This window comes from Arthrobacter sp. ISL-28 (assembly GCF_018613875.1).
In the GTDB taxonomy this organism is placed as follows: domain Bacteria; phylum Actinomycetota; class Actinomycetes; order Actinomycetales; family Micrococcaceae; genus Arthrobacter.
This window is the reverse complement of record NZ_JAGGPJ010000023.1, coordinates 51,202-74,074: the sequence shown is the minus strand read 5'-3', so window position 1 is coordinate 74,074 and position 22,873 is coordinate 51,202. Positions and strand designations below refer to the sequence as shown.

The 22,873-nt window shown below is 63.7% G+C and carries 20 protein-coding genes and 1 pseudogene; 17 read left to right on the top strand and 4 right to left on the bottom strand.

Annotated elements, in window-relative coordinates; translation table 11 throughout:
- Positions 1-43 precede the first annotated feature (43 nt).
- Both J7E80_RS16190 and J7E80_RS16185 read left to right on the top strand, forming a co-directional pair.
- Positions 44-640: a dihydrofolate reductase family protein gene (locus J7E80_RS16190; RefSeq protein ID WP_215053260.1), complete on the top strand. Its 597-nt coding sequence runs from the start codon at positions 44-46 to the stop codon at positions 638-640.
- Positions 641-763: 123 nt separating this feature from the next.
- Positions 764-3,256: an ATP-dependent Clp protease ATP-binding subunit gene (locus tag J7E80_RS16185; protein WP_215053259.1), complete on the top strand. Its 2,493-nt coding sequence runs from the start codon at positions 764-766 to the stop codon at positions 3,254-3,256.
- Positions 3,257-3,339: 83 nt separating this feature from the next.
- On the opposite strand, the gene katG is transcribed toward J7E80_RS16185, so the two are convergent.
- On the bottom strand, positions 3,340-5,541 hold the full coding sequence (katG, locus tag J7E80_RS16180; RefSeq protein ID WP_215053258.1) for a catalase/peroxidase HPI: 2,202 nt from the start codon (positions 5,539-5,541) through the stop codon (positions 3,340-3,342).
- A gap of 151 nt (positions 5,542-5,692) precedes the next feature.
- Positions 5,693-6,325 (bottom strand): dihydrofolate reductase family protein, encoded by a 633-nt coding sequence (locus J7E80_RS16175; protein WP_215053257.1) that lies wholly within the window; start codon positions 6,323-6,325, stop codon positions 5,693-5,695.
- 305 nt (positions 6,326-6,630) lie between these two features.
- Here J7E80_RS16175 and J7E80_RS16170 point away from each other — a divergent pair, with 305 nt between their 5' ends.
- Positions 6,631-6,915 carry a hypothetical protein gene (locus J7E80_RS16170; protein WP_215053256.1) on the top strand — a complete coding sequence of 95 codons (285 nt, stop codon included), beginning with the start codon at positions 6,631-6,633 and terminating at the stop codon, positions 6,913-6,915.
- A gap of 138 nt (positions 6,916-7,053) precedes the next feature.
- Here the strand turns inward: J7E80_RS16170 and J7E80_RS16165 are convergent, their stop codons facing one another.
- Positions 7,054-7,419, bottom strand: a complete 366-nt coding sequence (locus J7E80_RS16165; protein WP_215053255.1) for a dihydrofolate reductase family protein — start codon at positions 7,417-7,419, stop codon at positions 7,054-7,056.
- Positions 7,420-7,692: 273 nt separating this feature from the next.
- Between J7E80_RS16165 and J7E80_RS16160 the strand changes: the two genes are divergently transcribed.
- Complete coding sequence (locus tag J7E80_RS16160) at positions 7,693-8,079, top strand: carboxypeptidase-like regulatory domain-containing protein (protein ID WP_251036986.1); 387 nt, start codon at positions 7,693-7,695, stop codon at positions 8,077-8,079.
- Between the two features lie 32 nt (positions 8,080-8,111).
- On the opposite strand, the gene J7E80_RS16155 is transcribed toward J7E80_RS16160, so the two are convergent.
- Positions 8,112-8,726 carry a dihydrofolate reductase family protein gene (locus J7E80_RS16155; protein ID WP_215053253.1) on the bottom strand — a complete coding sequence of 205 codons (615 nt, stop codon included), beginning with the start codon at positions 8,724-8,726 and terminating at the stop codon, positions 8,112-8,114.
- A 196-nt stretch (positions 8,727-8,922) separates the two neighbouring features.
- Between J7E80_RS16155 and J7E80_RS16150 the strand changes: the two genes are divergently transcribed.
- From J7E80_RS16150 to J7E80_RS16090, 13 genes and pseudogenes are all read left to right on the top strand, one after another.
- A complete protein-coding gene (locus J7E80_RS16150) occupies positions 8,923-10,479 on the top strand; it encodes an MFS transporter (protein WP_215053252.1) in 1,557 nt (518 codons plus the stop codon).
- Positions 10,472-12,964 (top strand): PEP/pyruvate-binding domain-containing protein, encoded by a 2,493-nt coding sequence (locus J7E80_RS16145; RefSeq protein WP_215053251.1) that lies wholly within the window; start codon positions 10,472-10,474, stop codon positions 12,962-12,964. The genes J7E80_RS16150 and J7E80_RS16145 overlap by 8 nt, the downstream gene beginning before the upstream one ends.
- Positions 12,961-13,590, top strand: coding sequence for a TetR/AcrR family transcriptional regulator (locus J7E80_RS16140; RefSeq protein WP_215053250.1), 630 nt, complete (start codon positions 12,961-12,963; stop codon positions 13,588-13,590). Before J7E80_RS16145 ends, J7E80_RS16140 begins: the two co-directional genes overlap by 4 nt.
- Before the next feature lie 255 nt (positions 13,591-13,845).
- Positions 13,846-14,439: a sulfite oxidase-like oxidoreductase gene (locus J7E80_RS16135; protein ID WP_215053288.1), complete on the top strand. Its 594-nt coding sequence runs from the start codon at positions 13,846-13,848 to the stop codon at positions 14,437-14,439.
- 10 nt (positions 14,440-14,449) lie between these two features.
- Positions 14,450-15,187 (top strand): FAD-binding oxidoreductase, encoded by a 738-nt coding sequence (locus J7E80_RS16130; protein WP_215053249.1) that lies wholly within the window; start codon positions 14,450-14,452, stop codon positions 15,185-15,187.
- Positions 15,184-15,537 (top strand): DUF6510 family protein, encoded by a 354-nt coding sequence (locus J7E80_RS23905; RefSeq protein WP_311380856.1) that lies wholly within the window; start codon positions 15,184-15,186, stop codon positions 15,535-15,537. The genes J7E80_RS16130 and J7E80_RS23905 overlap by 4 nt, the downstream gene beginning before the upstream one ends.
- Entirely contained in the window at positions 15,435-15,842 is a 408-nt protein-coding gene (locus J7E80_RS16120) for a PaaI family thioesterase (RefSeq protein ID WP_215053248.1), read from the top strand. The genes J7E80_RS23905 and J7E80_RS16120 overlap by 103 nt, the downstream gene beginning before the upstream one ends.
- Before the next feature lie 302 nt (positions 15,843-16,144).
- Positions 16,145-17,142 (top strand): annotated as a pseudogene (locus tag J7E80_RS16115) (NADP-dependent oxidoreductase).
- Between the two features lie 47 nt (positions 17,143-17,189).
- Positions 17,190-18,056: an alpha/beta fold hydrolase gene (locus J7E80_RS16110; RefSeq protein ID WP_215053247.1), complete on the top strand. Its 867-nt coding sequence runs from the start codon at positions 17,190-17,192 to the stop codon at positions 18,054-18,056.
- A 142-nt stretch (positions 18,057-18,198) separates the two neighbouring features.
- Complete coding sequence (locus tag J7E80_RS16105) at positions 18,199-18,801, top strand: TetR/AcrR family transcriptional regulator (RefSeq protein WP_215053246.1); 603 nt, start codon at positions 18,199-18,201, stop codon at positions 18,799-18,801.
- Positions 18,802-18,990: 189 nt separating this feature from the next.
- Positions 18,991-19,887 carry a LysR family transcriptional regulator gene (locus J7E80_RS16100; protein WP_215053245.1) on the top strand — a complete coding sequence of 299 codons (897 nt, stop codon included), beginning with the start codon at positions 18,991-18,993 and terminating at the stop codon, positions 19,885-19,887.
- Positions 19,888-20,030: 143 nt separating this feature from the next.
- The gene (locus J7E80_RS16095; protein ID WP_215053244.1) at positions 20,031-21,332 is read left to right on the top strand and encodes an aspartate aminotransferase family protein; all 1,302 of its coding nucleotides are present in this window, start codon (positions 20,031-20,033) and stop codon (positions 21,330-21,332) included.
- Positions 21,329-22,816, top strand: coding sequence for an NAD-dependent succinate-semialdehyde dehydrogenase (locus J7E80_RS16090; RefSeq protein WP_215053243.1), 1,488 nt, complete (start codon positions 21,329-21,331; stop codon positions 22,814-22,816). Before J7E80_RS16095 ends, J7E80_RS16090 begins: the two co-directional genes overlap by 4 nt.
- Positions 22,817-22,873 lie beyond the last annotated feature (57 nt).

Sequence of the window (22,873 nt, the reverse complement as noted above, 5' to 3'; positions counted from 1 at the left end):
CGCTATTGACCAATGCTCTCAACTGCCGCCGCAGAAGGAACTCATGAACAGCGTCACATGCGATCTCACAATATCCCTCGACGGATACCTCGCCGGCCCGAATCAGAGCCCTGCAAACCCATTGGGCGAGGGCGGAGAAGACCTGCACCGGTGGATGTTCGAAGAACCCGAGGCCAACGCCGCCGCGATCGAGGGCATCCTCTCGTCGGGCGCCTACATCATGGGCCGCAACATGTTCGCCGGCCCCGGGCCAGGTGCGTGGGACGAGGACTGGCGCGGCTGGTGGGGTGTCGAACCGCCCTACCACGCCCCCGTGTTTGTTCTCACGCATCATCCGCGCCCTCCCGTGGAGATGCAGGGCGGCACAACGTTTAATTTCGTGAGCGACGGGATCGAGTCGGCACTGGCCAAGGCGCGGGAAGCCGCAGCCGGCAAGGACGTCGCCATAGCCGGAGGCGCACAGACTGTCCGCCAATACCTTTCTGCCGGGCTGATCGACGAGTTGCGCCTCCACATCGCACCGATCCTCCTCGGGGCGGGTGAACGGCTTCTGGACGGCGTCAAAAACCTCGCCATTGAACCGACGGAAGTAGGCGGTACGCGCCTAGTGACGCACGTGCGCTATCGGGCGGTCCGCTAGACCAAACTTCGCGGTATGAACGGCTCTGCCACCTTAATTTAGTGCCCTCTCGGCGAACACACCTCCACGCGGGGCCGCGCCGGACGTAGCATCAAGGTAGGGGCAGCCAGGGAGTGTGGCGAAATGTTTGAGCGATTTACGGACCGTGCCCGTCGAGCAGTTGTGCTTGCCCAGGAGGAGGCACGCCTGCTGAACCATAATTACATCGGCAGCGAACACATCCTCCTGGGGCTGATACAGGAGGGTGAGGGCGTTGCTGCAAGGGCGCTTGAGTCCTTAGGCATTTCGCTTGATGCTGTGCGCGAGCAGGTGCAGGAGATCATCGGCCAGGGCCAGCAGGCCCCTTCCGGCCACATCCCCTTCACGCCGCGCGCGAAGAAGGTGCTGGAGCTCGCACTCCGTGAGGCCCTGCAGCTGGGCCACAGCTACATCGGCACCGAGCACATCCTGCTCGGCCTCGTCCGTGAGGGTGGGGGCGTTGCCGCCCAGGTGCTCATCAAGCTGGGTGCAGATCTCGCCCGGGTCCGCCAGCAGGTCATCCAGCTGCTTTCCGGCCACGAAGGCAGGGAAGCCGCCGGGGCGGGCGTCGGTCCCGGTCAGGAAGGCACACCCGCCGGTTCGGCGGTGCTGGACCAGTTCGGCCGGAACCTGACGCAGGCCGCCCGGGAGAACAAGCTCGATCCGGTGATCGGCCGCCAGCTGGAAATTGAACGTGTCTTGCAGGTCCTTTCCCGCCGCACTAAGAACAACCCTGTGCTGATCGGTGAGCCCGGCGTCGGCAAGACCGCCATCGTCGAAGGTCTGGCCCAGGCGATCGTCCGCGGAGATGTCCCGGAGACCCTCAAGGACAAGCAGATCTACACCTTGGATCTGGGATCAGTCGTTGCCGGCTCCCGGTACCGCGGCGACTTCGAAGAGCGGCTGAAGAAAGTCCTCAAGGAGATCCGCACCCGCGGGGACATCATCCTGTTCATCGACGAGATCCACACTCTGGTCGGTGCGGGTGCGGCTGAAGGTGCGATCGATGCGGCTTCCATCCTGAAACCGCTGCTGGCCCGCGGTGAGCTCCAGACCGTCGGTGCCACCACGCTGGATGAGTACCGCAAGCACATCGAGAAGGACGCCGCCCTCGAGCGCCGCTTCCAGCCCATCCAGGTTCAGGAACCCGCCGTGGCCCATACCATCGAGATCCTGAAGGGATTGCGTGACCGCTACGAGGCTCACCACCGCGTCACCATCACCGACGGCGCGCTGGCCGCCGCTGCGAACCTTTCCGAGCGTTACATTTCGGACCGCTTCCTGCCGGACAAGGCGATCGACCTCATCGACGAAGCCGGCGCCCGGCTGCGTATCCGCCGGATGACCGCTCCGCCGGAGCTGAAGGCCATGGACGCGCGCATCGCCGAAGTGAAGACGGAGAAGGAATCCGCCTTCAACGCGCAGAACTTCGAGGGTGCCGCCTTGCTTCGTGATAAGGAGCAGAAGCTCATTGCCGAACGCGCCGAGAAGGAGCGCAGCTGGAAGGCGCGCCGCATGGATGACATGTCCGAGGTGGACGAGGAGCTGATCGCGGAAGTGCTTGCGAACGCCACGGGCATCCCCGTCTTCAAGCTCACCGAGGAGGAGTCCTTGCGGCTGCTGAAGATGGAAGACGAGCTCCATAAGCGCGTTGTCGGCCAGGACGAGGCCATTCGGGCGCTGTCACAGGTCATCCGCCGCACCCGTGCAGGCCTGAAGGACCCGAAGCGTCCCGGTGGTTCGTTCATCTTCGCCGGCCCTACCGGCGTCGGCAAGACCGAGCTGGCCAAGGCCCTCGCCGAGTTCCTGTTCGGTGACGAGGACACCCTGATCACGCTGGACATGTCCGAGTACTCCGAGAAGCACACGGTTTCGCGGCTCTTCGGTGCCCCTCCGGGCTACGTCGGCTACGAAGAGGGCGGGCAGCTCACCGAGAAGGTCCGCCGCCGTCCGTTCTCCGTGGTGCTGTTCGACGAAGTGGAGAAGGCCCACGCGGACCTCTTCAACTCGCTGCTGCAGATCCTTGAAGACGGCCGCCTGACCGACGCCCAGGGCCGCGTGGTGGACTTCAAGAACACGGTGATCATCATGACCACCAACCTCGGCACCCGGGACATCTCCAAGAGCGTTGCCACCGGCTTCCAGTCCGGAACGGATACCACAACCAGCTACCACCGGATGCGTGCCCGGGTCACCGAAGAGCTCAAGCAACAGCTCCGGCCCGAGTTCCTCAACCGCGTTGACGACGTCATCGTCTTCCCCCAGCTGACTCAGGACGAGATCATCCAGATCGTGAACCTGATGATCGGCCGCCTGGCGAAGCGCCTGGCGGACAAGGGCATGAGCGTCGAACTCACCACGGCGGCCAAGATTCTGCTGGCTACCCGCGGCTACGATCCCGCCATGGGTGCCCGCCCGCTGCGCCGCACCATCCAGCGCGAAATCGAAAACCAGCTCTCCGAGAAGATCCTTGTCGGTGAGCTGCACTCCGGCGACATCGTCGTGGTCGACGTCGACGGCGAAGGAGACGACGCCAAGTTCACCTTCACAGGAGACACCAAGCCCCGCATCCCGGACGCACTGCCGGCCGCGAACTGAACAGCATTTCTGGCCCACACCATGGGGCCCATTCGCCTCAACTGACGAAACGTCAGTTGAGGCCAGTTAAATAGTGGGCGAGTTCAGGCGGACGCCAGGTCGAACCGGTCGAGGCTCATGACCTTGTCCCATGCCTGGATAAAGTCACGGGCGAACTTCTCCTTCGCGTCGTGGCAGGCGTAGACCTCCGCGATGGCGCGCAGCTGCGAGTTCGCCCCGAAGACGAGATCTGCCGCTGTCGCCGTCCACTTGGGCTCGCCATTGGTTCTGTCGCGACCCTCATAGACGTTTTCCTCGGCGGCGGATGCTTTCCACTCGGTGCTCATGTCGAGCAGGTTCACGAAGAAGTCGTTGGTGAGCGCCTCGGGCCGGTCGGTGAAGACGCCGTGGTCCGACTGCCCGGAGCTGGCTTTCAGGACCCGCATCCCGCCGACGAGGACCGCCATCTCGGGTGCGGTCAAATTCAGCATGAAGGCACGGTCCACCAACAGAGTCTCGGGCGGCAGGGACTGCCCGGCGCGAATGTAGTTCCGGAAACCGTCCGCTTTCGGTTCAAGCATGGAGAAGGACTCGACATCCGTCTGCTCCTGGGACGCATCCGTTCGGCCCGGTGCGAACGGGACAGAGACCTCGACACCGGCGTTCCTTGCCGCCTGCTCGACGGCCGCGCACCCGCCCAAGACGATAACGTCGGCAAGGGAGACCTTCTTCCCGCCTGACAGGGAGCCGTTGAAGTCCTGCTGGACCTGCTCAAGGGTCTGCAGCGCCTTGGCCAGTTCGGCAGGCTCATTGACCTCCCAATCCTTCTGCGGTGCCAGACGAATGCGCGCCCCGTTTGCCCCGCCACGCTTGTCGGTGCCGCGGAAGCTCGACGCCGATGCCCACGCCGTGGACACCAGGCGGGAGACGGACAGCCCAGAGGCGAGGATCCTGGCCTTGAGGGCCGCGATGTCATCCTCACCGATCAACTCATGGTCGACGGCGGGAACGGGATCCTGCCAGAGCTGCGGTTCCGGGACCCAGGGGCCGAGGTAGCGGGTCACCGGTCCCATGTCGCGGTGCAACAGCTTGTACCAGGCCTTGGCGAACGCTTCAGCGAGTTCCTCAGGATGCTCATAGAAGCGCTTCGAGATCGGCCCGTAGATCGGATCCTGCCTCAGGGCCAAGTCCGTGGTCAGCATCATGGGCGCGTGCCGCTTCGACGGGTCGTGGGCATCGGGAACCGTGCCTTGGGCCTCGGGATTCGTGGGCTTGAACTGCTTGGCCCCGGCGGGGCTCTCGGTCAGCTCCCAGTCGTACTCGAACAGGTTCTCGTAGAAGCCGTTGTCCCACTTGATCGGCTCCTTGGTCCACGCGCCTTCGAGCCCGCTCGTGAGCGTGTACTGGCCGTTGCCTGTGCCAGCGGCGTTCTTCCACCCAAAGCCCAACTGCTCGAGGGGTGCGGCCTCGGGCTCCGGACCGAGGTTCTCCACGCTGACGGCGCCATGGGTCTTGCCGAACGTGTGGCCACCTGCAATGAGCGCGACCGTCTCCTCATCGTTCATCGCCATCCGGCGGAAAGTCTCGCGGATGTCGTGGGCGGCGGCCAGCGGATCGGGATTGCCTTGAGGCCCTTCGGGGTTCACATAGATGAGGCCCATCTGCACGGCAGCCAGCGGACTCTCGAAGTCTCCAGGCGCGCTGTAGCGCTCATCCCCCAGCCATGTGTCCTCGGGGCCCCAGAAGATCTGCTCTGGTTCCCAGATGTCCGCCCGCCCGAAGCCGAAGCCGAATGTCTTAAACCCCATCGATTCCATGGCGACGTTGCCCGCATAGACGATCAGATCGGCCATAGAGATCTTCCGGCCGTACTTCTGCTTGATCGGCCAGAGCAGTCGGCGAGCCTTGTCGAGGCTGGCATTGTCCGGCCAGCTGTTGAGCGGAGCGAAGCGTTGCGCGCCGCTACCGCCACCGCCCCGGCCATCCTCGATGCGGTAGGTGCCGGCGGCGTGCCAGGACATCCGAATGAAAAGCGGACCATAGTGGCCGTAGTCTGCCGGCCACCAGTCCTGCGACGTCGTCATCACCTCGATGAGGTCCTGCTTCAACGCCTCGAGGTCGAGGGTCTTGAACTCCTCGGCGTAGTCGAAGTCCTCCTCCATGGGGTTGGCCTGGGGCGAGTGCTGATGCAGCACCTGCAGGTTGAGCTGATTGGGCCACCAGTCCTGATTGGTCCTGGGCCTACTCGGCTTTAGAGTCGGAGCGGGAATTACCGGGTTCTCGCTTTCGCTGCCGTGCTCAGACATGTCCGTGTTCTCCTGTCTCGTGTTCGCTTCTAATCGCTAATCACTGTCGTGCAAATTGATCCCCCGGACGGTCTGGACAACATCACGAGGGGTTCCATCGGCTTCTTGATTCCACTCCAGGCCACATATCGAGGGATTCGTACGGATTGAGTCAGATAGGACGGCTTCCCGGCGGACCGGTGAGCACGGTGGGAACGTACTCGAGCAGCTGCAGCCGACCGTCAAAGGTCCTGCTGTCCACCATCTCGAGGGCCACGTCCGGATAACCGTCGTAGATCCGCTCGCGCCCGGTGCGGCCCGTGATCACTGGGAAGACGACTAGCCGGAACCTGTCTACGAGGCCAGCGGTCAGCAACGACCGGCAGAGGCTGAGGCTCCCGAGGGTGCTCAAGGCCCCGGTCCCGGTCCGTTTCATCTCCCTCACGGCCTCGACCGCGTCCCCGGTGACAAGCTCCGAGTTCGGCCACGTGAGGGGCGCCTGCAGCGTGGAGGAAAAGACGACCTTCGGAACAGTGGCTAGGCCGGTCAAGCTTGCCCCCTCGTCCTCGGAGAATCCCGAGCTCTCGGCCGCGGCCTCTTCTGACATGCTGGACATCAGCCGATACGTGTTCGCTCCAAGAAGGAAGGTGTAGCCCTTCTCCCCCTCCTGCTCGAGCCAGGCAAGGTACTCCGGCCCTTCCAGACCCCACCAGCCGGGCCATCCCTCGGCCGAGGCATACCCGTCCAGGGATATGATCAGGTCGACCATCAGGTCAGCTGACGCCTCTGCAGTTGTCTCGCCCATGGCCGGCTCCCCGATCTGATTGACGTCAATGTCCGCTGGGCACCTCAGCCAGGGACAGCCGGTTCCCGTCCGGGTACAATCACGCCGCACCCAAGTCCCTGACCTACCCGATGCTGTATAGGTGCGGCATCGACGACGCCCGTGCCGGAATGCTATCCCCGGAGCGATCAGACGTTCAAGAGGGCCGCGGTGACTCAGGACAAAGCGCCGCCCCGCGATTCCTATTGCTGACGCGGGTCTTCGCGGGTCACGACACACCGCTTCGGGTACCCCTTATTGTCAGAGGCCGGTGCCACCATCGAGATATGAGCGTTCCAACGGTGGAAGCAGCGATCAACGAGCTCATGGACTGGGAATGGCACTCGGTCGAAGAGCTGCTCGCTCAACGCGGCCTCTTGGGAAACGGACTGGTCGTTGAGGACTACACCGGGCTGACGTCCTGGCTGGAAGGGAGCACCAGATACACCGTGGTGCATTCCCTTTCGGTGGCTGTCCTCTTCGTAGACACCACACCGGTCGACGCCATCCGCTTCCACCGCGACCTCCTGGGCTCTGAGGATCCCAAGGCTTTCTTCAACATCCACCGCTAAGAGTAAAACGAAACATACAGCCCGGCGCCGAGGTCATGCACGCCCGGGGCTGCGAACTGACGGCAAATGCTTTGGAGGCCCGTCTGCCAAAGCCGAATCGTGGAGCGATGATCGTGGCAGCAGTAAGACCTCCGGGATCTATGCGTCGGGCTCGTATATTCCGTATTTGGGAAGGCCAGCCGACTCATATACGTGAACTGCCAAGCCGCCCGACGTCGTCTCATTACGGAGCAGCTGCAGCCCAGCCGGGGCGCCTCCCTCAGGAAAGAGTCGCTGGCCATTACCCAACACGACCGGCGCGATCACAAGGCGCAACTCGTCGATCAGCCCTGCGGCCAAAAGCGGCTGGGCCAAGGTAGCACTGCCTTGAATCTGTAACTCCCGGCCCGGCCCCTGCTTTAGTTCAGAGACTTGCGCAGCTATGTCTTCCGACAGGATCGTCGTCGGAGCCCAATCCGCTGTCTTCAAGCTGCAGGAGGCAACGTACTTTGGGAGTCCATTCATCGAACCAACCCCCTTATTGAAGCCGCCGCTGGTGTCCTCATCTGGGGATCCAGGACCCTGGGAAACACCATCCAGGGTCAGGGTCAGGAACTGCCCTCTCGATACTTCAACGACTGCTGCTGGGAAAGGTAAAGATCATCTTCACCCGTGACCTACAGGAAGGCTCATGAAGCGTAGATACTCGGTGTAGTACACAAAGCGTTGAGCCGCAGGAGGGCGCTCCCCCGGTGAGAACGCGGTATCAGCATCAAATGTTCGGATGGTTGGTGAGTGATGGTGGCGCACTTCGGATTGGCTTTGCTGACCGCGGCTACCCTCCTGCTGTGCGGGTGCACCTACGAATCCGGGCAGGTGACCGGCCATTCAGGGCAGGTCACGGGTTATGTCCTGACGGCACCGGTCTGTCCGGTCGAACAGGTTGGCAAGGAGTGTCCGCCACGCCCCGTATCAAAGGCGGCGGTCGTTGCCCTGGAGGGTGACAGCGTCCGAGGCTCAACGCACACGGACACGGCAGGTGCTTTCAGCCTGACGCTGCCCGACGGCCGTTACGTTATTAAGGCGACCAATGTCGGCGCCTACGCCTCGACGGCTTCCGAGGCCGTGGTTGTCTCGAACAATCCAGTCCACATCACGCTGATTGTTGATAGCGGGATCCGCTGAGAATAGTTACCAGCACACGTGTGAACTCGCCGCTACCCTTGGCTGATGTCGACGCCCGTGATAGGCGCGCCCGCGCGCTCGTATGCGAGCGAGACTGCACCCTTCGGGAACGCCTGCGGCGGCTGCGCGAAGCGGAACGCCGCCGGCACGCCGGTGCCGTCGGCGAACAGCCGCTTGCCCGATCCGAACGTGAGCGGGTAGAGGAAGAGGTTCAGCCGGTCGACGAGGTCGGCCTCGAGCAGCGACCGTGCGAGGTTGCCGCTGCCGATGACGTGAATGTCGTCGAACCGGTCCTTCAGCGCGGCCACGTCTGCGACATCCGACAGCGCGGTGGTGCCCTCCCATGCCGGCTCGGTCAGCGAGCGCGACACGACGAACTTCGGCAGTGCATTGAACGTCACCGCGATCGGGTCGTCGTCGCCCCGGGTGGGCCAGAAACCCGCGAAGATGTCGTAGGTTTTGCGTCCGAGCAGCAATGCGTCCATGCGGTTGATTCCGGCACCGATCGCCTCGCCCGTCTCGTCGTCGAAATACGCCCCCTGCCAGCCGCCGAACTCGAAGCCGCCCTCACGGTCTTCGTCGGGGCCGCCCGGCGCCTGGTACACGCCGTCGAGGGTGATGAACAGATCGACGGAGAGTATTCCCATGGTGTGCTCCTTCACGTGAACGGCGACCGGATGCCGCCACTACCCGTACGTCGTTCGGGACGGCCCGAAATCGACATCACTGCCTGCCACCCTAACGGCGAACGCCCGGCGGGTCGAGAGATGCAACCCTTGCGAGCTCTGGCGCAGCGGCGTAGCTTGTAGAGAACTAGCAGTTCTCTACCTCGGGGACCCTTCAATGGGCAGCAAGCAGCGCCGAAGCATCGCAGTGCCGACGGCCATCCGTGCGGCATTTCCGGGGATCCTGCTGGTGATGTTTCTCGGGGCTCTCGACCAAACGGTCATGGCTGCTGCCTTGCCGACTGTGGCCGGTGACCTGCGTGGTTGGGACCAGATGCCCACCATCCTTACCGCGTACCTGGTTGCAGCGACGGCGGCCATGCCCCTCACAGGAAAGCTTGGGGACGCCTTCGGCCGTAAGCTCGTCCTGCAGGCTTCGCTGATTTTGTTCGTCGTCGGCGCCGTCCTGTGTGGACTGGCGCAGTCGGTGCCCCAACTCATCGTTTTCCGGGCCGTGCAGGGGATTGGCGGGGGCGGTCTGATGATCGGAGCCCAGGCCATCATTGGTGAACTCGTCAGCCCGCGGGAGCGCGGGCGGTTCCTCGGCATAATCGGAGTGGCCTACATTGCGGCGGCCGTCGTCGGTCCCTTGGCCGGCGGGGCGGTGGTTGACAGCCTCTCCTGGAGGTGGATCTTCTACGGCTACGTGCCGGTGGGGCTCACGGCCCTCGCCGTGGTTTCGCGGGGCCTGCACCTGCCGGCGCCACCGCGGGGCCGGCGCATCGATTACGGAGGCGCGGCACTGCTGGGCCTGACCACCGTGGCGATCATCCTGCTGTGCAGCGTTGGAAATTATGCCGCACCCCCCTGGCTGGTTCCGGTCCTCGCGGCGGTGGCAGCGGCATCGGTGGCTGGCTGGGTCCTGACGGCGCGCTTGGTGTCCGATCCGATCGTCCCGCTGTCTTTGTTTCGCGACCCGGCCTTCACCATTCCGACCGCCATCAGCTTCCTCCTCGGGTTCGCCATGTTCGCGGCCGTCAGCTATCTGCCAGCCTTCCTCCAGGTGGGGATGGGTCTGTCTGCCACAGCATCCGGGGCCATGCTGATTGCCCTGGTAACCAGCATTCTGCTGACAATGGCCGCCTCGGGGCTGCTGATTACGCGCAGCGGGCGCTATAAGCAGTATCCGGTCACCGGGACGCTGCTGGCGGTGCCCGGGATGTGGCTGTTCAGCACATTGGATTCGACGAGCAGCCTCTTGCTGGTCCTGGTGGCCATGCTGCTGCTCGGGCTTGGGATCGGCCTCATCATGCAGGTCATGGTGCTTGTGGTGCAGAACTCTGTGGAACTGCGCAATCTCGGTGCCGCCACCTCCACCGTAATCTTCCTGCGGCAAGTCGGCAGTTCCGTGGGCGTCGCAGTGCTGGGTTCGCTCATCACCGTGCGCTTCGCCGATGCGGTCCCCGCAGGACTGACAGCCGAACTCGGCGACAGGATCAATTCGCTCACGCCGAAAATGCTCGCTGAACTGCCGGCGGCGGACCGCTCCGCCGTAGCCGCGGCCTTCGGTCAGGCGCTCCCGCCTGCATTCGGCTACGCGGCGGTCGTGCTTGCGATTGCGTTCGTGCTGACTCTTTGCCTCCCGGAACGGGAACTGCGCACGATGGCGCATTCCGACTCCGGACAGGGCATCTCCCACCCCAACCCTCGTCCCCAAGGAGACTCGGATGACTGAGAAATTCACAGGTGCGCTCGCCGACTTCGGCGCCGCGGACCTGGCGTCGGCCGGCGGGAAGGGCGCGAACCTCGGCGAACTCCTGCGCCACGGGTTTCCGGTCCCTGCGGGCTTCCTCGTCACCACCGCGGCCTACGCTACCCTGCTGGCGGAAACCGGCCTGGGCCCCGAGCTGGACAGGCTGCTGGAAACCGAAAACCCCGGAGTACGGATCCGGGCGCTGTTTACCGAAGGGCAAATTCCGCCGCGTGTCTCCGCGGACATCGCTGCGGCCTACGCAGCCTTGGGCGGCGGACCGGTGGCCGTGCGTTCCAGCGCCACGGCCGAAGACCTTCCGGGTGCCGCGTTTGCCGGGCAACAGGACACATTCCTGAACATTGTCGGCGAGCAGGCGGTGATCCGGGCCGTGGTGGAGTGTTGGGCCTCGTTATGGACGGACCGTGCCATCACCTACCGACGGCGCCAGGGGATCGACCCGCATCAGGTCGCGATCGCCGTCGTCGTTCAGGACATGGTGCCGGCGGAAACCGCCGGCGTGATGTTCAGCGCGAACCCGGTGACGGGCGAACGGGGCGAAATTGTGGTCGATGCCAGCCCCGGCCTGGGAGAGGCTGTGGTTTCCGGACGCGTCACCCCGGATCACTATGTGCTGGACAGCACCGGCCGGACACGATCGTTTACGCCCGGCGCGCACGAGGTTGTCATCCGTGCCATTGCCGGCGGGGGCACGGAGGAGAGCGCCGGAACGGGCAGCCGGCGGAATGTCCTCGGCGAAGAGCAGTTGGCAGAACTGGCGGGGCTGGCTCTGCGGGCCCAGGAGCATTTCGGCCGGCCGCAGGATATGGAATGGGCCATCGCCGGCGGGCGCCTCTACGTGCTTCAGGCGCGGCCGATGACGGCCCTGCCGCCGCAGCCAATGCGCCTCAACCCCTTCCAGCGGTTCATGGGCCCGTTCTTCGTGGAGATGTTCCAGGAACGTCCCTATCCGCTGGACGTGTCGGGCTGGATGCAACGTGGAATCCTGGCCATGCTCCACGGCATGGCAGGAAGCGTCGGGGTCATCTTCCCGTCGGTGAAGGAGCTGCTGCCGGAGGAAGACGGTGTGGTGACCCGGCTGGTTCCGCCCGTGCCTCGCCCCACGGTGCGCACCCTCGGCGCGCCGGTTTCCGTGGCACGCCGTGCCCGCCGGTTCAATCCTGCGCGGTGGACCCAGGACAGCAGGTTCGCCACGTTCCTGGAGAACGTCCGGCGGCTCGCAGGGCAGGATCCCCAGTCCTTATCCTGGCAAGGGGTCGTTGGGCTTGCGGAGGACGCATACGCCACAATGCGAGGAATCACCGAGCTGCGGATTTCATACCTGCCGGGAGCCTTTCTTCCCCAGCTGAAGCTGCGCCTGATGCTCATGCTGCTGGGCAAGACGCGCCTTGCCCCGGCACTCATTGCGGGCGCGGAAACCCGGACCAGCCAAGCGAACCGCGCGCTGGAGAACCTGGCCGATCGTGTCCGGTCCCATGGCGAACTGACTCGGGCATTCACCGAGCTGGCACCGGGCGAACTGCTCTCCCGCTTGGAGCACCGCCCGGAATTCAAGGAGTTCCACGCACGTTTCCAGGCATTCCTTGCCGAATACGGGCACCGCGAAACCGTCAGCGTGGTGATGAGCAGTTCACCAACCTGGTCCGATGCCCCCGAAGTGGTTCTCGGGCTGATTACATCGATGATGGGCGAGCGGCGACCGGCCGCAGACCAAACCGGCCAAGCACTTACGGAACTGAGGCGCCATCCTGCCCTGCGAATCACGGCACTGCGCCGGCACGTGCTGTCCGCCGTCGACGCCGCCAAGGCCGGGATGGCCTTCCGCGAGGACAGCCACTTCTACGCCACGATGGTGCTGCCGCCACTGCGTCGCGCGCTGGCGGAACTTGGCCGGAGGCTGTACGAGGCCGGGGTGCTGGCGAACCCGGCCGATGTGAATCACCTGCGTTTTGAAGAACTGGCGGGAATGGACGACGGCGGCGCGCTGCCGGCCGCAGAGCGGGAACGCTACCGCCGCCTGGTGTTGGCCAGGGCCGCGAAACGCCGGGAACTGGACGGTATTCCGTTGCTGGATATGGCCGCGCTGTTCGCAAACGGACACCGGAGACCGGGCGGCCTGGTTTCCGGCATGCCAGCCAGCCGTGGCCAGGCCACCGGAATGGTAAGGATTATTCGCGGACCGGACGAATTCGGATTGCTCCGCAGCGGCGAGATCCTTGTCTGCCCCTATACCAACCCCTCCTGGACGCCACTGTTCCAGCGCGCAGCCGCCGTCGTGGTGGACGCGGGCGGGATTGCTTCCCATGCCGCCATCGTCGCGCGGGAATACGGGATCCCCGCCGTCATGGGCACCGGGTCGGGCACCAGTGTCTTGCTGGGCGGCCAGCTGGTTCATGTGGACGGCACCCGCGGCCGGGTTACTGTTGCTGTTGCGGAGCCATCGGCGTGACGGCTGTGCCGGGTCCGGACCACCGGAAGCTGCCGCGCCGCCGCGGTGAGGTGCTGAGCAGGGCGATCTTCGATGCCGTTTTGGCCGAGATCGCCGAATCCGGGTACTCCGCCCTCACCATGGACCGCGTGGCCGAACGTGCGCATGCCAGCAAAGCCTCGCTCTACCGTCGCTGGCCAGGCCGCGCCGCCTTGGTGCTGGACGCCGCCTACGAGGCGATGCCTGGCCCCGACACCGTCCCTAATACCGGCAGCCTGCGCCTGGATACCCTGACCGTCATGCGGCAAGGGGCTCGGCTACTGGAAGGGATAGTGGGACAGGCCATGCGTGGAGTGCTGGGTGAGGCCTTGCAGAACCCCGACGTTGCCGCCGAGGTCCGTGAATTCGCGCGCGGGAACGCCAGCAGGATGATGCACGAAATCCTTGCCAACGCGGTCGACCGGGGCGAATGCGATCCGGACCTCGTGACCGACTTCAGAATCGAGGCCGGTCCCGCCCTGTTGCGGCAACGCTTCATCTTCGGTTCCGGCCCGATCGACGATGACTTCCTGGTGGCCGTAGTGGACCAGGTGGTGTTGCCGTTGTTTGGTGTCCACCGCCCGCAGGGTACAGGTTCAGCTGTTTGATGGTATTTCGTGCGGGGAAGCCGAGGAAACCTTCCGGCGTGCAAACTACCAAGCGTCCTGGATGTCCGGAAGTGTCAGCGCCGGCGGCGAACTTCCGTCGATGTCCACCACGCCGAGCTCCTTCGCAACCGCGGCGGCCATAAGCACGCGACCGGTCCGCGCCAGGGTGAATGTCTAGACCCGGTCCGGCGGTTGCCATATGGTTGGGGAACCGAGTGCGGTCGATGGGGCGGAGCTCGGCGTCGGAGGTACATGATGGGCATCATCTCGTCTGGTTTTCATGGAAGACGGCATTCCGGTAATCCAGCGTTACCCCCGGGCCAATACGAGACGGGAAGCTTTCCCGTGCTGACTGCGGGGCCCGCGCCGGCTATCCCCACCGAGGACTGGGAATTTTTTATTACGGCTGAGGACGGGCGGCGCCACACTTGGTCATGGGATGCGTTTATGGCGTTACCCCAAGTTGAAATACGGACCGACATCCACTGCGTGACGAGCTGGTCCAAACTGGGCACGTCGTGGCGCGGGGTATCCTTGGACACCTTGTTCGAGGACGTTGAAACAAGCTGCGAGTTCAGCACGGCCCACTCCTACGGCGGCTACACCACCAACATAGCGTTGGAGGACCTTTTGGACGGCCGGGCGTGGGTGGCGTGGGAATTCGACGGCGAGCCATTGGAGCGAGCCCACGGCGGACCTGCCCGGCTCCTCGTGCCGCATCTGTACTTTTGGAAAAGCGCCAAGTGGATTAACGGCATCGAGCTGACACAGGACGATCTTCCCGGCTTCTGGGAATCCAACGGGTACCACATCCACGGCGACCCCTGGCGTGAAGAGCGGTACTCATGAGTCTGGCGCCATGAGCACGCTGTGGCGCGTTGCCGACGTCGTCAGCGCCGTTCCGGAGACGGAAACTTCCAGGACCATCGGGCTACGCGTGGACGGCTTGATGGGCAATCTCGCGGGCCAGCACATCGATATTCGGCTTACGGCCGACGACGGCTACACGGCGGTGCGCTCCTACTCCGTGGCGACGGCCAGCATGGACGAAATCATTGAAATCACCGTTGATGAATTGGTCAACGGGGAGGTCTCCCCCTATCTGGTCAGGGACCTGGCCGTCGGTGACCAGCTGGAGGTCCGTGGACCAGTAGGCGGCTGGTTCGTTTGGCGGCCGACGGACACGAACCCGGTTCAGCTGATCGCCGGAGGGTCCGGGGTCGTGCCCCTCATGTCCATGATCCGGGCGCATGAGGCGTCCGAGAATCCCTCACCCTTCAGGCTGCTGTACTCACTCAAATCACCCCAGGCTGGGTTCTATCGGGAGGAGTTGCTCACGCTGAGTCAGCGATCCCCCAAGCTCACTGTCGACTACGTCTACACGCGCATCGTGCCACAGGGCTGGCCAACTGCCCCGAGACGGCTCACGGCAGAAACACTGCTGGCGAACATCCAGCCGCCGGACGCCACCCCCGACACCTTCATCTGTGGTCAGACATTATTTGTCGAAACGGTCTCGGAATGGCTTGTGGAGGCGGGCTATCCGGCCGCCTCCATCAAAACCGAACGCTTCGGCGGAACGGGAGGAACCCGGTGACCGGCAACAATGGCTCCGCTTCTCCGGGCGCTGAGGACCCGCGCCTCGAGGATCAGGACATCAGCGGAATCGCAGGCAATCCGATTTCTCACCTGGACGGAAACGCGGCGGCGGGGCCGCTATGGGAATTGTTCCGCATCGACATCATCGCAGCGATCGGACGATGCAAGCACTGCGGCGCCGTCCGGGCTTTCGGTGAGGCCGTTGTCTACACCGATGCCCCCGGAATCGTTGTGCGCTGCAAATCATGCGACGGCGTCCTCCTGCGCCTCGTGGAAACTCCAACAAGCTACTGGCTCGATGTAAGCGGACTCAGCTATCTGCAGATCGACCGAGAGGGCCAGGCGTAACCGCAGGTAGGCGGCATATGAACCCGATCGGCGCAGTTCACGGCGGGCTGGTGTGCGCCCTGCTCGATTCGGCCCTGGGCTGCGCCGTACAGACCACCCTTCCTAAGGGCGTCGGCTACACCTCCATAGAAATCAAAGTGAACTACCTTCGCTCAATCCGAGCCGGCAGCGGCCCGTTGACTTGCATAGGCGTTGTATCGAAGGCCGGCAGCCGCGTTGCCTTCGCAGACGCCACCGTCACCGACGCCAGCGGCAAACTGGTCGCTACCGCCACCGGGTCTCTGCTCGTCTTCCCGCTTAACTGATATCAGGCATACATCTCAGCTACACCCGTTGGCCCTGCTTCAAGTCTCACGGGGGCGGACAAGCCGACGACGAATAAGTCGTTTACGACGCGCTCGGCCAACGATGCACGGTCCTACCGCTCGCACGGCCACAGATCCCTGCTGCGCAGAAGCGCCGCTTGGCTGCCCGAAAGCTCCTCCTGCGGCCTGGCCTGGCGACCGCCCTTGACATTTTATTGAGTGTAGTCATAATTGATTACACTCACTTATCAAGAGGGCACGTCTCGGGAGACGGACATGACTACCAGAAGGAGCACGACGCCATGCGAGCGTTCGTCGTCACCAAGTACAAGGAGCCGTTGCGCGAAGCGGACGTCGCTGAGCCGATCGTCGGCGACCGCGACGTGCTCGTGCAGGTCCAAGCAGCGGGCCTCAACCAGCTGGACGAGAAGATCCGGCTGGGTGAGTTCAAGCAGATCCTTCCCTACAAGCTGCGGCTGATCCTCGGTAACGACGTCGCCGGCACTGTCATCCGCGTCGGGGCAAAGGTGCAAGGGTTCAAGCCCAGTGACGAGGTCTACGCCCGCCCCGACAAAGACCGCATCGGCACGTTCGCCGAGCGAATCGCCGTCGCCGAGGGAGACCTGGCGCTGAAGCCCGCAACGGCCAGCATGGAGGAGGCCGGCTCGCTGCCGCTCGTGGCGCTCACGGCGTGGCAGGCCCTCGTCGAGCAGGGTAACGTGCAGCCGGGACAAAGGGTTCTCATTCACGCCGGCGCTGGCGGGGTCGGGTCGATCGCGATTCAGCTTGCCAAGCATCTCGGCGCGACCGTTGCAACCACCGTGAGCGGTCCCAACGCCGACTTCGTGCGTGATCTCGGCGCGGACACCGTGATCGACTATCGCACCCAGGACTTCGAGCAGCTCCTCGCCGGATACGATCTCGTGCTCGACAGCCTCGGCGGGGAGAACCTCGAGAAGTCGCTGCGCATCCTGAAGCCCGGCGGGAAAGCGATCGGGATTTCCGGCCCCCGGACCCGGCGTTCGCACGCAAGGCCGGCCTGAGCCCTGTCCTGCGCCTGGCGATCACCGGACTCAGCAGCAAGATCCGCAGACAGGCGAAGAAGCTCGGCGTGAGCTACGAGTTCCTCTTCATGCGCGCCAGCGGCGACCAGCTGAGCCAGATCAGCGCTCTGGTCGACGACGGCGTGCTGCGCCCGATCGTGGGTAAGGTCTTCGACTTCGCCCAGACCCCACAGGCGCTGCAGTCCCTTGCGACGGGCGGCATCCGCGGCAAAGCCGTGGTCACCCTCACCCAATGACCCGCCGTCGGCCACTCATCCCCCAACCCTCCAGGAGAACAACCGTCATGGGCAATACCGACACGTCGAACGAATCCGTCGTCACCTCGTACGCGAAGGCACAGGCCCGCAATATCACTGCTGACGGCGTTACCTACGCATACCGCGAACTGGGGCCCAGGGGCGGCATCCCCGTTGTGTTCTTCGTGCACCTCGCTGCGACGCTGGACAACTGGGACCCCCGCATCATTGACCCCATTGCCGCGAACCGCCACGTCATCACCTTCGACCAGCGCGGTGTCGGCGCCTCCACGGGTCAGGTTCCCGACAGCATCGAGGCCATGGCAGACGACGCCCACACCTTCATCAAGGCCCTCGGGTTCGACAAGATCGACGTCTTCTCCTTCTCGATGGGCGGCATGATCGCCCAGGACCTGGTCCTCGAGCATCCCGGCCTTGTCCGAAAGCTCGTGCTGACCGGTACCGGGCCGCGCGGAGGCAAGGACCTGGACAAGGTGGTCGGCACCACCTACCGGGACATCGTGCGTGCGACCCTGACGCGCTCGGACCCGAAGGAGTTCCTGTTCTTCAACCGCAACGCCACCGGCAAGCCCGCCGCGAAGGCGTTTATCAAGCGCCTCCAGGAACGCACCGTCGACCGTGACAAGCCGATCAGCACCAAGGCGTTCCAGGCCCAGCTGAAGGCCATCCAGAAGTTCGGCCGATCCGCCCCGTCGGACCTGTCAAAGCTCACCCACCCCACCCTCATCGCCAACGGCGACAATGACCGCATGGTGCCATCGATCCTCTCCGAGGACCTGCACCGTCGCGTCAAGGGATCCGAGCTGGTCATCTACCCCGACTCCGGCCATGGCGGCATCTTCCAGAACCACGCCACGTTCGCCCCCGCCGCCCTCGAATTCCTCGCCCGCTGACCCACTACCGAAGCGAGCAACAAGACCCCACCATGTCCTCCGCCACTCCGAAGAGTAGACACGCCGCACGAATGACTCTGGGCGTCGTCAAGGGAATACACTCATAACTGAGTCTAATCAGTTTATTCCGGGAGGAACCGTCATGTCCGTCGCTTCCCAACCGCTCGGACGGCGCGAGCGGAACAAGCAGCAGAAGCTCGACCGCATCACTGCCGCAGCCAGCGAACTGTTTGCTGAACACGGAGTCGAGGATGTCACGACGCAGCAGATCGCCGACAAGGCTGACATCGGCACCGGAACCCTGTTCCTCTACGCCAAAACCAAGGGAGAACTGCTCCTGCTCGTGCAGAACACCCATTACGCCGAAGCTCTTGAGCGGGGTCGTGCTGACGCTGAAAGCGTCCCGGATGTGCTGGATGCAGTGATGTCCATTGTGCGGCCGATCGTGGAATGCAACCGGATCCAGGTCGACAACGGGCGCACCTACCTGCGGGAGATGGTCTTCGGCGATCCGACGGAGCCCCACCACAGTGAGGCCCTCTCCATCGTCGCGCAGACCGAGGAGGCCATCGCTGCAGTTCTGGGCAGGGATGGACTGGTCAGCGCAGATGATGCCGCAACGACGGCACACATCGTCACTGCCGTGATGTTCCTCAGCATGGCAGTGAGTCTGAACGCCGCCTTGAGCATCGAGACGATCGTGCAGGACATCCGGACCCAGATCAGCCTGCTGATGCCCCGCTGAAGAGGCGGGTCAACAGGCGATTGACGACAAAGTCCGACGACGACGCGGCTTTCCGCTGCGGAATACGATAGACAGCGTCGGGTCGATTTCGAACAGCTGATTGGATGGCTCGGGGAAAAATCCACGCAGGCCCACCTGGCCATGCATACCTCAGCGCATTCGACAGCAGATAGCCAGGAAGCAAGCACAATGCTAGATGTTCACCGCCTCACGCTGCTGAGGGAAGTCAAGTTGCACGGCAGCATGAGCGCCGCAGCACGCGAACTCGCGTATAGCCATTCCGCCATTTCCCAGCAGCTGGGGGTCCTGGAGAAGGAAACCGGTGTGGTCCTGCTGGAGAAAGCCGGTCGCAACGTCAAGCTCACTCCGGCCGGTGAGGAGCTGGTGCGGAATACAGAAGCGATCCTGGCCGCCATTGAGCGTGCGGAATCTGATTTGGCGACCTCGCACCAGCGGGTCCAGGGCGTAGTTACTGTCGCTGCCTTCGCAACCATCAGCCGCAGCGTTATGCCAACCGCTCTGGCTGAGTTGGCTCGAAACTTTCCCGGCCTGGACGTGCGTCTGCGTCGCGAGGAACCGGAAATCGCCGTGATGCAGCTCATGTCGCGGCAGGTTGATGCTGTCGTAACCGACGCGTTTCCCGGGACGCAAGGGGCTCCACATGGCGGCATCCATACCACCGTGATCGGTCAGGACCCCATCCGGGGCTATCTCCCGCATGGCGTGATCTTTGAGGACTTTGACCAGGTCCGCAGCGCGCGCTGGGTCGTAGAACCCCTTGGCTCGGCGTCCTCGCAGTGGGCCTTACGAGTATGTCGGGAGCGGGGCTTTGAGCCCGTCGTCGCCCATGTCTCCTCGGACCTCCTTTTTCACCTCAGGATGGTCGAACAAGGGCTGGCCGCAGCATTTCTGCCGGACATGGTGGTGCGCGAGGCGGGCAGTGATGTGGTGCCGAGTCCTTGGCTGCCCTCAGACCAGCGGCGAAGCATTCAGTATCTGGTGAGGTCGGGGTCGGAACACAGCGCGGCACTGGTGGCCGTGCGGGAAGCAATTGCCCAGGCATTCCAGCTCAATTCAAAACTGTAAGTTACCGTTACATGTAAGTGTCAAAAACATTCGCTTTTCTTTACAGGCTGGCTTAGCTACATTTGCTTCTACGCCGGAAATCCCTTGCCTTTATGCGGTAGTTCCTGCCAACCCTGACTGCGCCTGGAAGGGAGCGAATGCACATGTCCCTCAACGACATTTCATCTCCGAGCGGCTCGTGTTTCAGGCTGCTGGACGGGCCGGCCCTTTGGCCTGCCCAGGCGCACACACCGACAGTGGTCGGCCGGCAGCTCGTCATCGACGGGGGTGTTGGATCCTACGTTTTCACGAACGATGGCCGTCGCCTGTTTGATGGCACGGCTGGCTTATGGCACGCCAATATTGGCCATTCGAATCCGGAGCTGGCTGAAGCCGCCTTCGCTCAGATGAAGCGGCTTGAGACCTATCACATCTTCGGCCGCTTCACGAACGATAAAGCCCTTGCCCTCGGTGAGCGGCTGGCCGAAATCTCGCCCATTGACCGTTCGAAGGTGATTCTGAACTCAGGCGGTTCCGATGCCGTCGAGGTCGCATGCAAGCTGGCCCGCCGCCACTGGCAGCGTGAAGGCCGCGCCGGCAAAAAGGTTATCCTCAGCCGCGAGTTCGCCTACCATGGCCTCCACGCCTACGGCACGAGTATCGCCGGCCTTGACTTTAACCGCGAAGGCTACGGCACCGATTCCCTGGTGCCCGAAACGGCCCGGGTTTCCTTCAATGACCCGCAGCATGTTGCGGCCGTCGTCGCAGACGTGGGGCCAGAGAACATTGCGGCCATTGTCACGGAGCCTGTCCAAGGCACAGGGGGCGTGAATCCGCCTGCACCCGGCTACCTTGAAGCCATTCAAAGGATCTGCCGCGAGAACGACATCCTCTTGCTCCTCGACGAGGTGATTACAGGCTTCGGCCGCCTCGGGACGATGTTCGCAGCCGAACGCTACGGCATCGAACCTGATCTGGTGGTCTTTGCCAAGGGAGTCACGTCCGGTTATGCACCCCTTGGGGGAGTCCTGGTGAGCCCACGGGTGTGGGAACCGTTCTACGTTGACTCAGCGGTTACACCCGTCTTCCGTCATGGGGCGACTTATGCCGGGCACGCAACCGCCGCTGCAGTGGCCCTGCGCCATCTGGAAATTCTTGAGCGCGACCAGCTGGTTCCCCGCGTCAAGGAACTCGAAATAGTGCTGCGGACAGAATTTGACAAGCTGGCCCAGCGACAGGCGGCAGTAACCGATGCGCGCGTGGCTGGACTGCTCGGGGGGATCTCCCTCGCCGACCACCTGAAGGCCGAACAAGTCTGCGACGATCTGATCGAGCTGGGATATATCGCCCGGGCCCTGCGCGGCAACACCATCCAGGTCAGCCCGCCGTTCATCATCAGCGACCAGGAACTCACCCTATTTGTCACCGCCATAGAGCAAGCCATCACCGAAAGAGAGAACCGATGAGCCTTACAACCAACGTCGCCACGCCCCTGATTGCGGCGGACCCGGACAGCTTGCGGCACGCGGACGCCGTCATCCAGTCCATCAACCTTCCCAGCGATGGCATCGCAGTCCAGGACCCTGCCACAGCCGAAACCATAGCCCATGTCCCCGACGCTGATGTTGAGGCTGCACTGGAGGCTGTTGGGAAGGCCGACGCGGCAGGAGCTGCCTGGGCCACCAGCACCCTTCGTCGGCGCGCCGATGTGCTGCACGCGTGGTACGACAAGCTCGTTGCGCACACTGAAGATCTCGCACACCTGATTTCGCGCGAAATGGGCAAGCCGCTTGCGGAGGCCCGCGGCGAGGTCAAGTACGGTACCGACTTCGTCCGCTGGTACGCCGAGGAGGCAGTGCGCCCTGCAGGGAACTTCCGGGAAACGCCGGACGGAGGTGCAAGCCTTCTGACGCGGCGCTCCCCCGTGGGCTTGGCGGTGCTGATTACGCCGTGGAACTTCCCCCTGGCTATGGCAACCCGAAAGATTGCACCGGCGCTGGCAGCAGGATGCCCCGTGGTCATCAAGCCTGCGACCCTTACTCCCCTGACGACGTACTTTGCTGTACAGCTCGCCATCGAGGCAGGAGTGCCTGAAGATCTGATCCAGGTGATCACCACATCAAAGTCGGGTGCCTTCAGCGAAGCTGTCCTGCTTGACCCACGGGTCCGGAAGGTTTCATTCACCGGGTCGACGCCGGTGGGCCGTCAGCTCCTGAAGCTTGCCTCCCAGAATGTGCTCCGCAGCTCGATGGAGCTCGGCGGCAACGCGCCGCTTATTGTCTTCAACGACGCCGATCTTCAGCGGGCAGTGGACGGAACATTTGCAGCGAAGCTGCGTAATGGCGGACAGTCCTGCATCGGGGCCAACCGCATCTACGTCCAGGACGGGATAGCAGATGACTTCGTCGCCGCACTCACCGAACGCTTCGCCCAGATAAGCGTCGGAAGCGGCCTCGGAAAGCAGACCGGACTCGGTGCACTGATCGACGATCGTGCCGTCTCACAAATGCAGGCGTACACCGAGAACGCCGTGGCCCTGGGGGCGACACTGCTCACCGGCGGCCATGGGTACGACTCGCCCGGCAACTTCTTTGCCCCGACCGTGCTCGACCGGGTCACGGAAGACTCCGACGTTGCCCAATCGGAGATTTTCGGTCCTATTGCCGCGATCCAGCGTTTCAGCTCAGAGACCGAAGTAATCAACCGGGCCAACGCGACGGAATTCGGCCTCGCAGGCTATGTCTTCACTGAAAACCTCGACCGCGCACTCAATGTGGCCGATCGTCTGCAGACAGGCATCGTAGGCATCAACCAAGGCGTACCGTCCAATGCTGCCGCCCCGTTCGGAGGCGTCAAGCAGTCAGGCCTTGGACGCGAAGGAAGCGCCGAGGGCCTCGAAGAATACGAAAACATCCGCTTCTACAACGTGGCCCGACGCGCCACTGCCTAGTACTCACTCTTATTCACACCGTCTTCGTTGAGACCGGCGCCGCTAGTGGCTCCGGTC

Coding starts and splice junctions, on each gene's coding strand:
- J7E80_RS16190 (WP_215053260.1), top strand. CDS start 44: ATGAACAGCGTCACATGCGATCTCACAATATCCCTCGACGGATACCTC.
- J7E80_RS16185 (WP_215053259.1), top strand. CDS start 764: ATGTTTGAGCGATTTACGGACCGTGCCCGTCGAGCAGTTGTGCTTGCC.
- katG (WP_215053258.1), bottom strand. CDS start 5,541: ATGTCTGAGCACGGCAGCGAAAGCGAGAACCCGGTAATTCCCGCTCCG.
- J7E80_RS16175 (WP_215053257.1), bottom strand. CDS start 6,325: ATGGGCGAGACAACTGCAGAGGCGTCAGCTGACCTGATGGTCGACCTG.
- J7E80_RS16170 (WP_215053256.1), top strand. CDS start 6,631: ATGAGCGTTCCAACGGTGGAAGCAGCGATCAACGAGCTCATGGACTGG.
- J7E80_RS16165 (WP_215053255.1), bottom strand. CDS start 7,419: ATGAATGGACTCCCAAAGTACGTTGCCTCCTGCAGCTTGAAGACAGCG.
- J7E80_RS16160 (WP_251036986.1), top strand. CDS start 7,693: ATGGTGGCGCACTTCGGATTGGCTTTGCTGACCGCGGCTACCCTCCTG.
- J7E80_RS16155 (WP_215053253.1), bottom strand. CDS start 8,726: ATGGGAATACTCTCCGTCGATCTGTTCATCACCCTCGACGGCGTGTAC.
- J7E80_RS16150 (WP_215053252.1), top strand. CDS start 8,923: ATGGGCAGCAAGCAGCGCCGAAGCATCGCAGTGCCGACGGCCATCCGT.
- J7E80_RS16145 (WP_215053251.1), top strand. CDS start 10,472: ATGACTGAGAAATTCACAGGTGCGCTCGCCGACTTCGGCGCCGCGGAC.
- J7E80_RS16135 (WP_215053288.1), top strand. CDS start 13,846: ATGGGCATCATCTCGTCTGGTTTTCATGGAAGACGGCATTCCGGTAAT.
- J7E80_RS16130 (WP_215053249.1), top strand. CDS start 14,450: ATGAGCACGCTGTGGCGCGTTGCCGACGTCGTCAGCGCCGTTCCGGAG.
- J7E80_RS16120 (WP_215053248.1), top strand. CDS start 15,435: ATGCGACGGCGTCCTCCTGCGCCTCGTGGAAACTCCAACAAGCTACTG.
- J7E80_RS16110 (WP_215053247.1), top strand. CDS start 17,190: ATGGGCAATACCGACACGTCGAACGAATCCGTCGTCACCTCGTACGCG.
- J7E80_RS16105 (WP_215053246.1), top strand. CDS start 18,199: ATGTCCGTCGCTTCCCAACCGCTCGGACGGCGCGAGCGGAACAAGCAG.
- J7E80_RS16100 (WP_215053245.1), top strand. CDS start 18,991: ATGCTAGATGTTCACCGCCTCACGCTGCTGAGGGAAGTCAAGTTGCAC.
- J7E80_RS16095 (WP_215053244.1), top strand. CDS start 20,031: ATGTCCCTCAACGACATTTCATCTCCGAGCGGCTCGTGTTTCAGGCTG.
- J7E80_RS16090 (WP_215053243.1), top strand. CDS start 21,329: ATGAGCCTTACAACCAACGTCGCCACGCCCCTGATTGCGGCGGACCCG.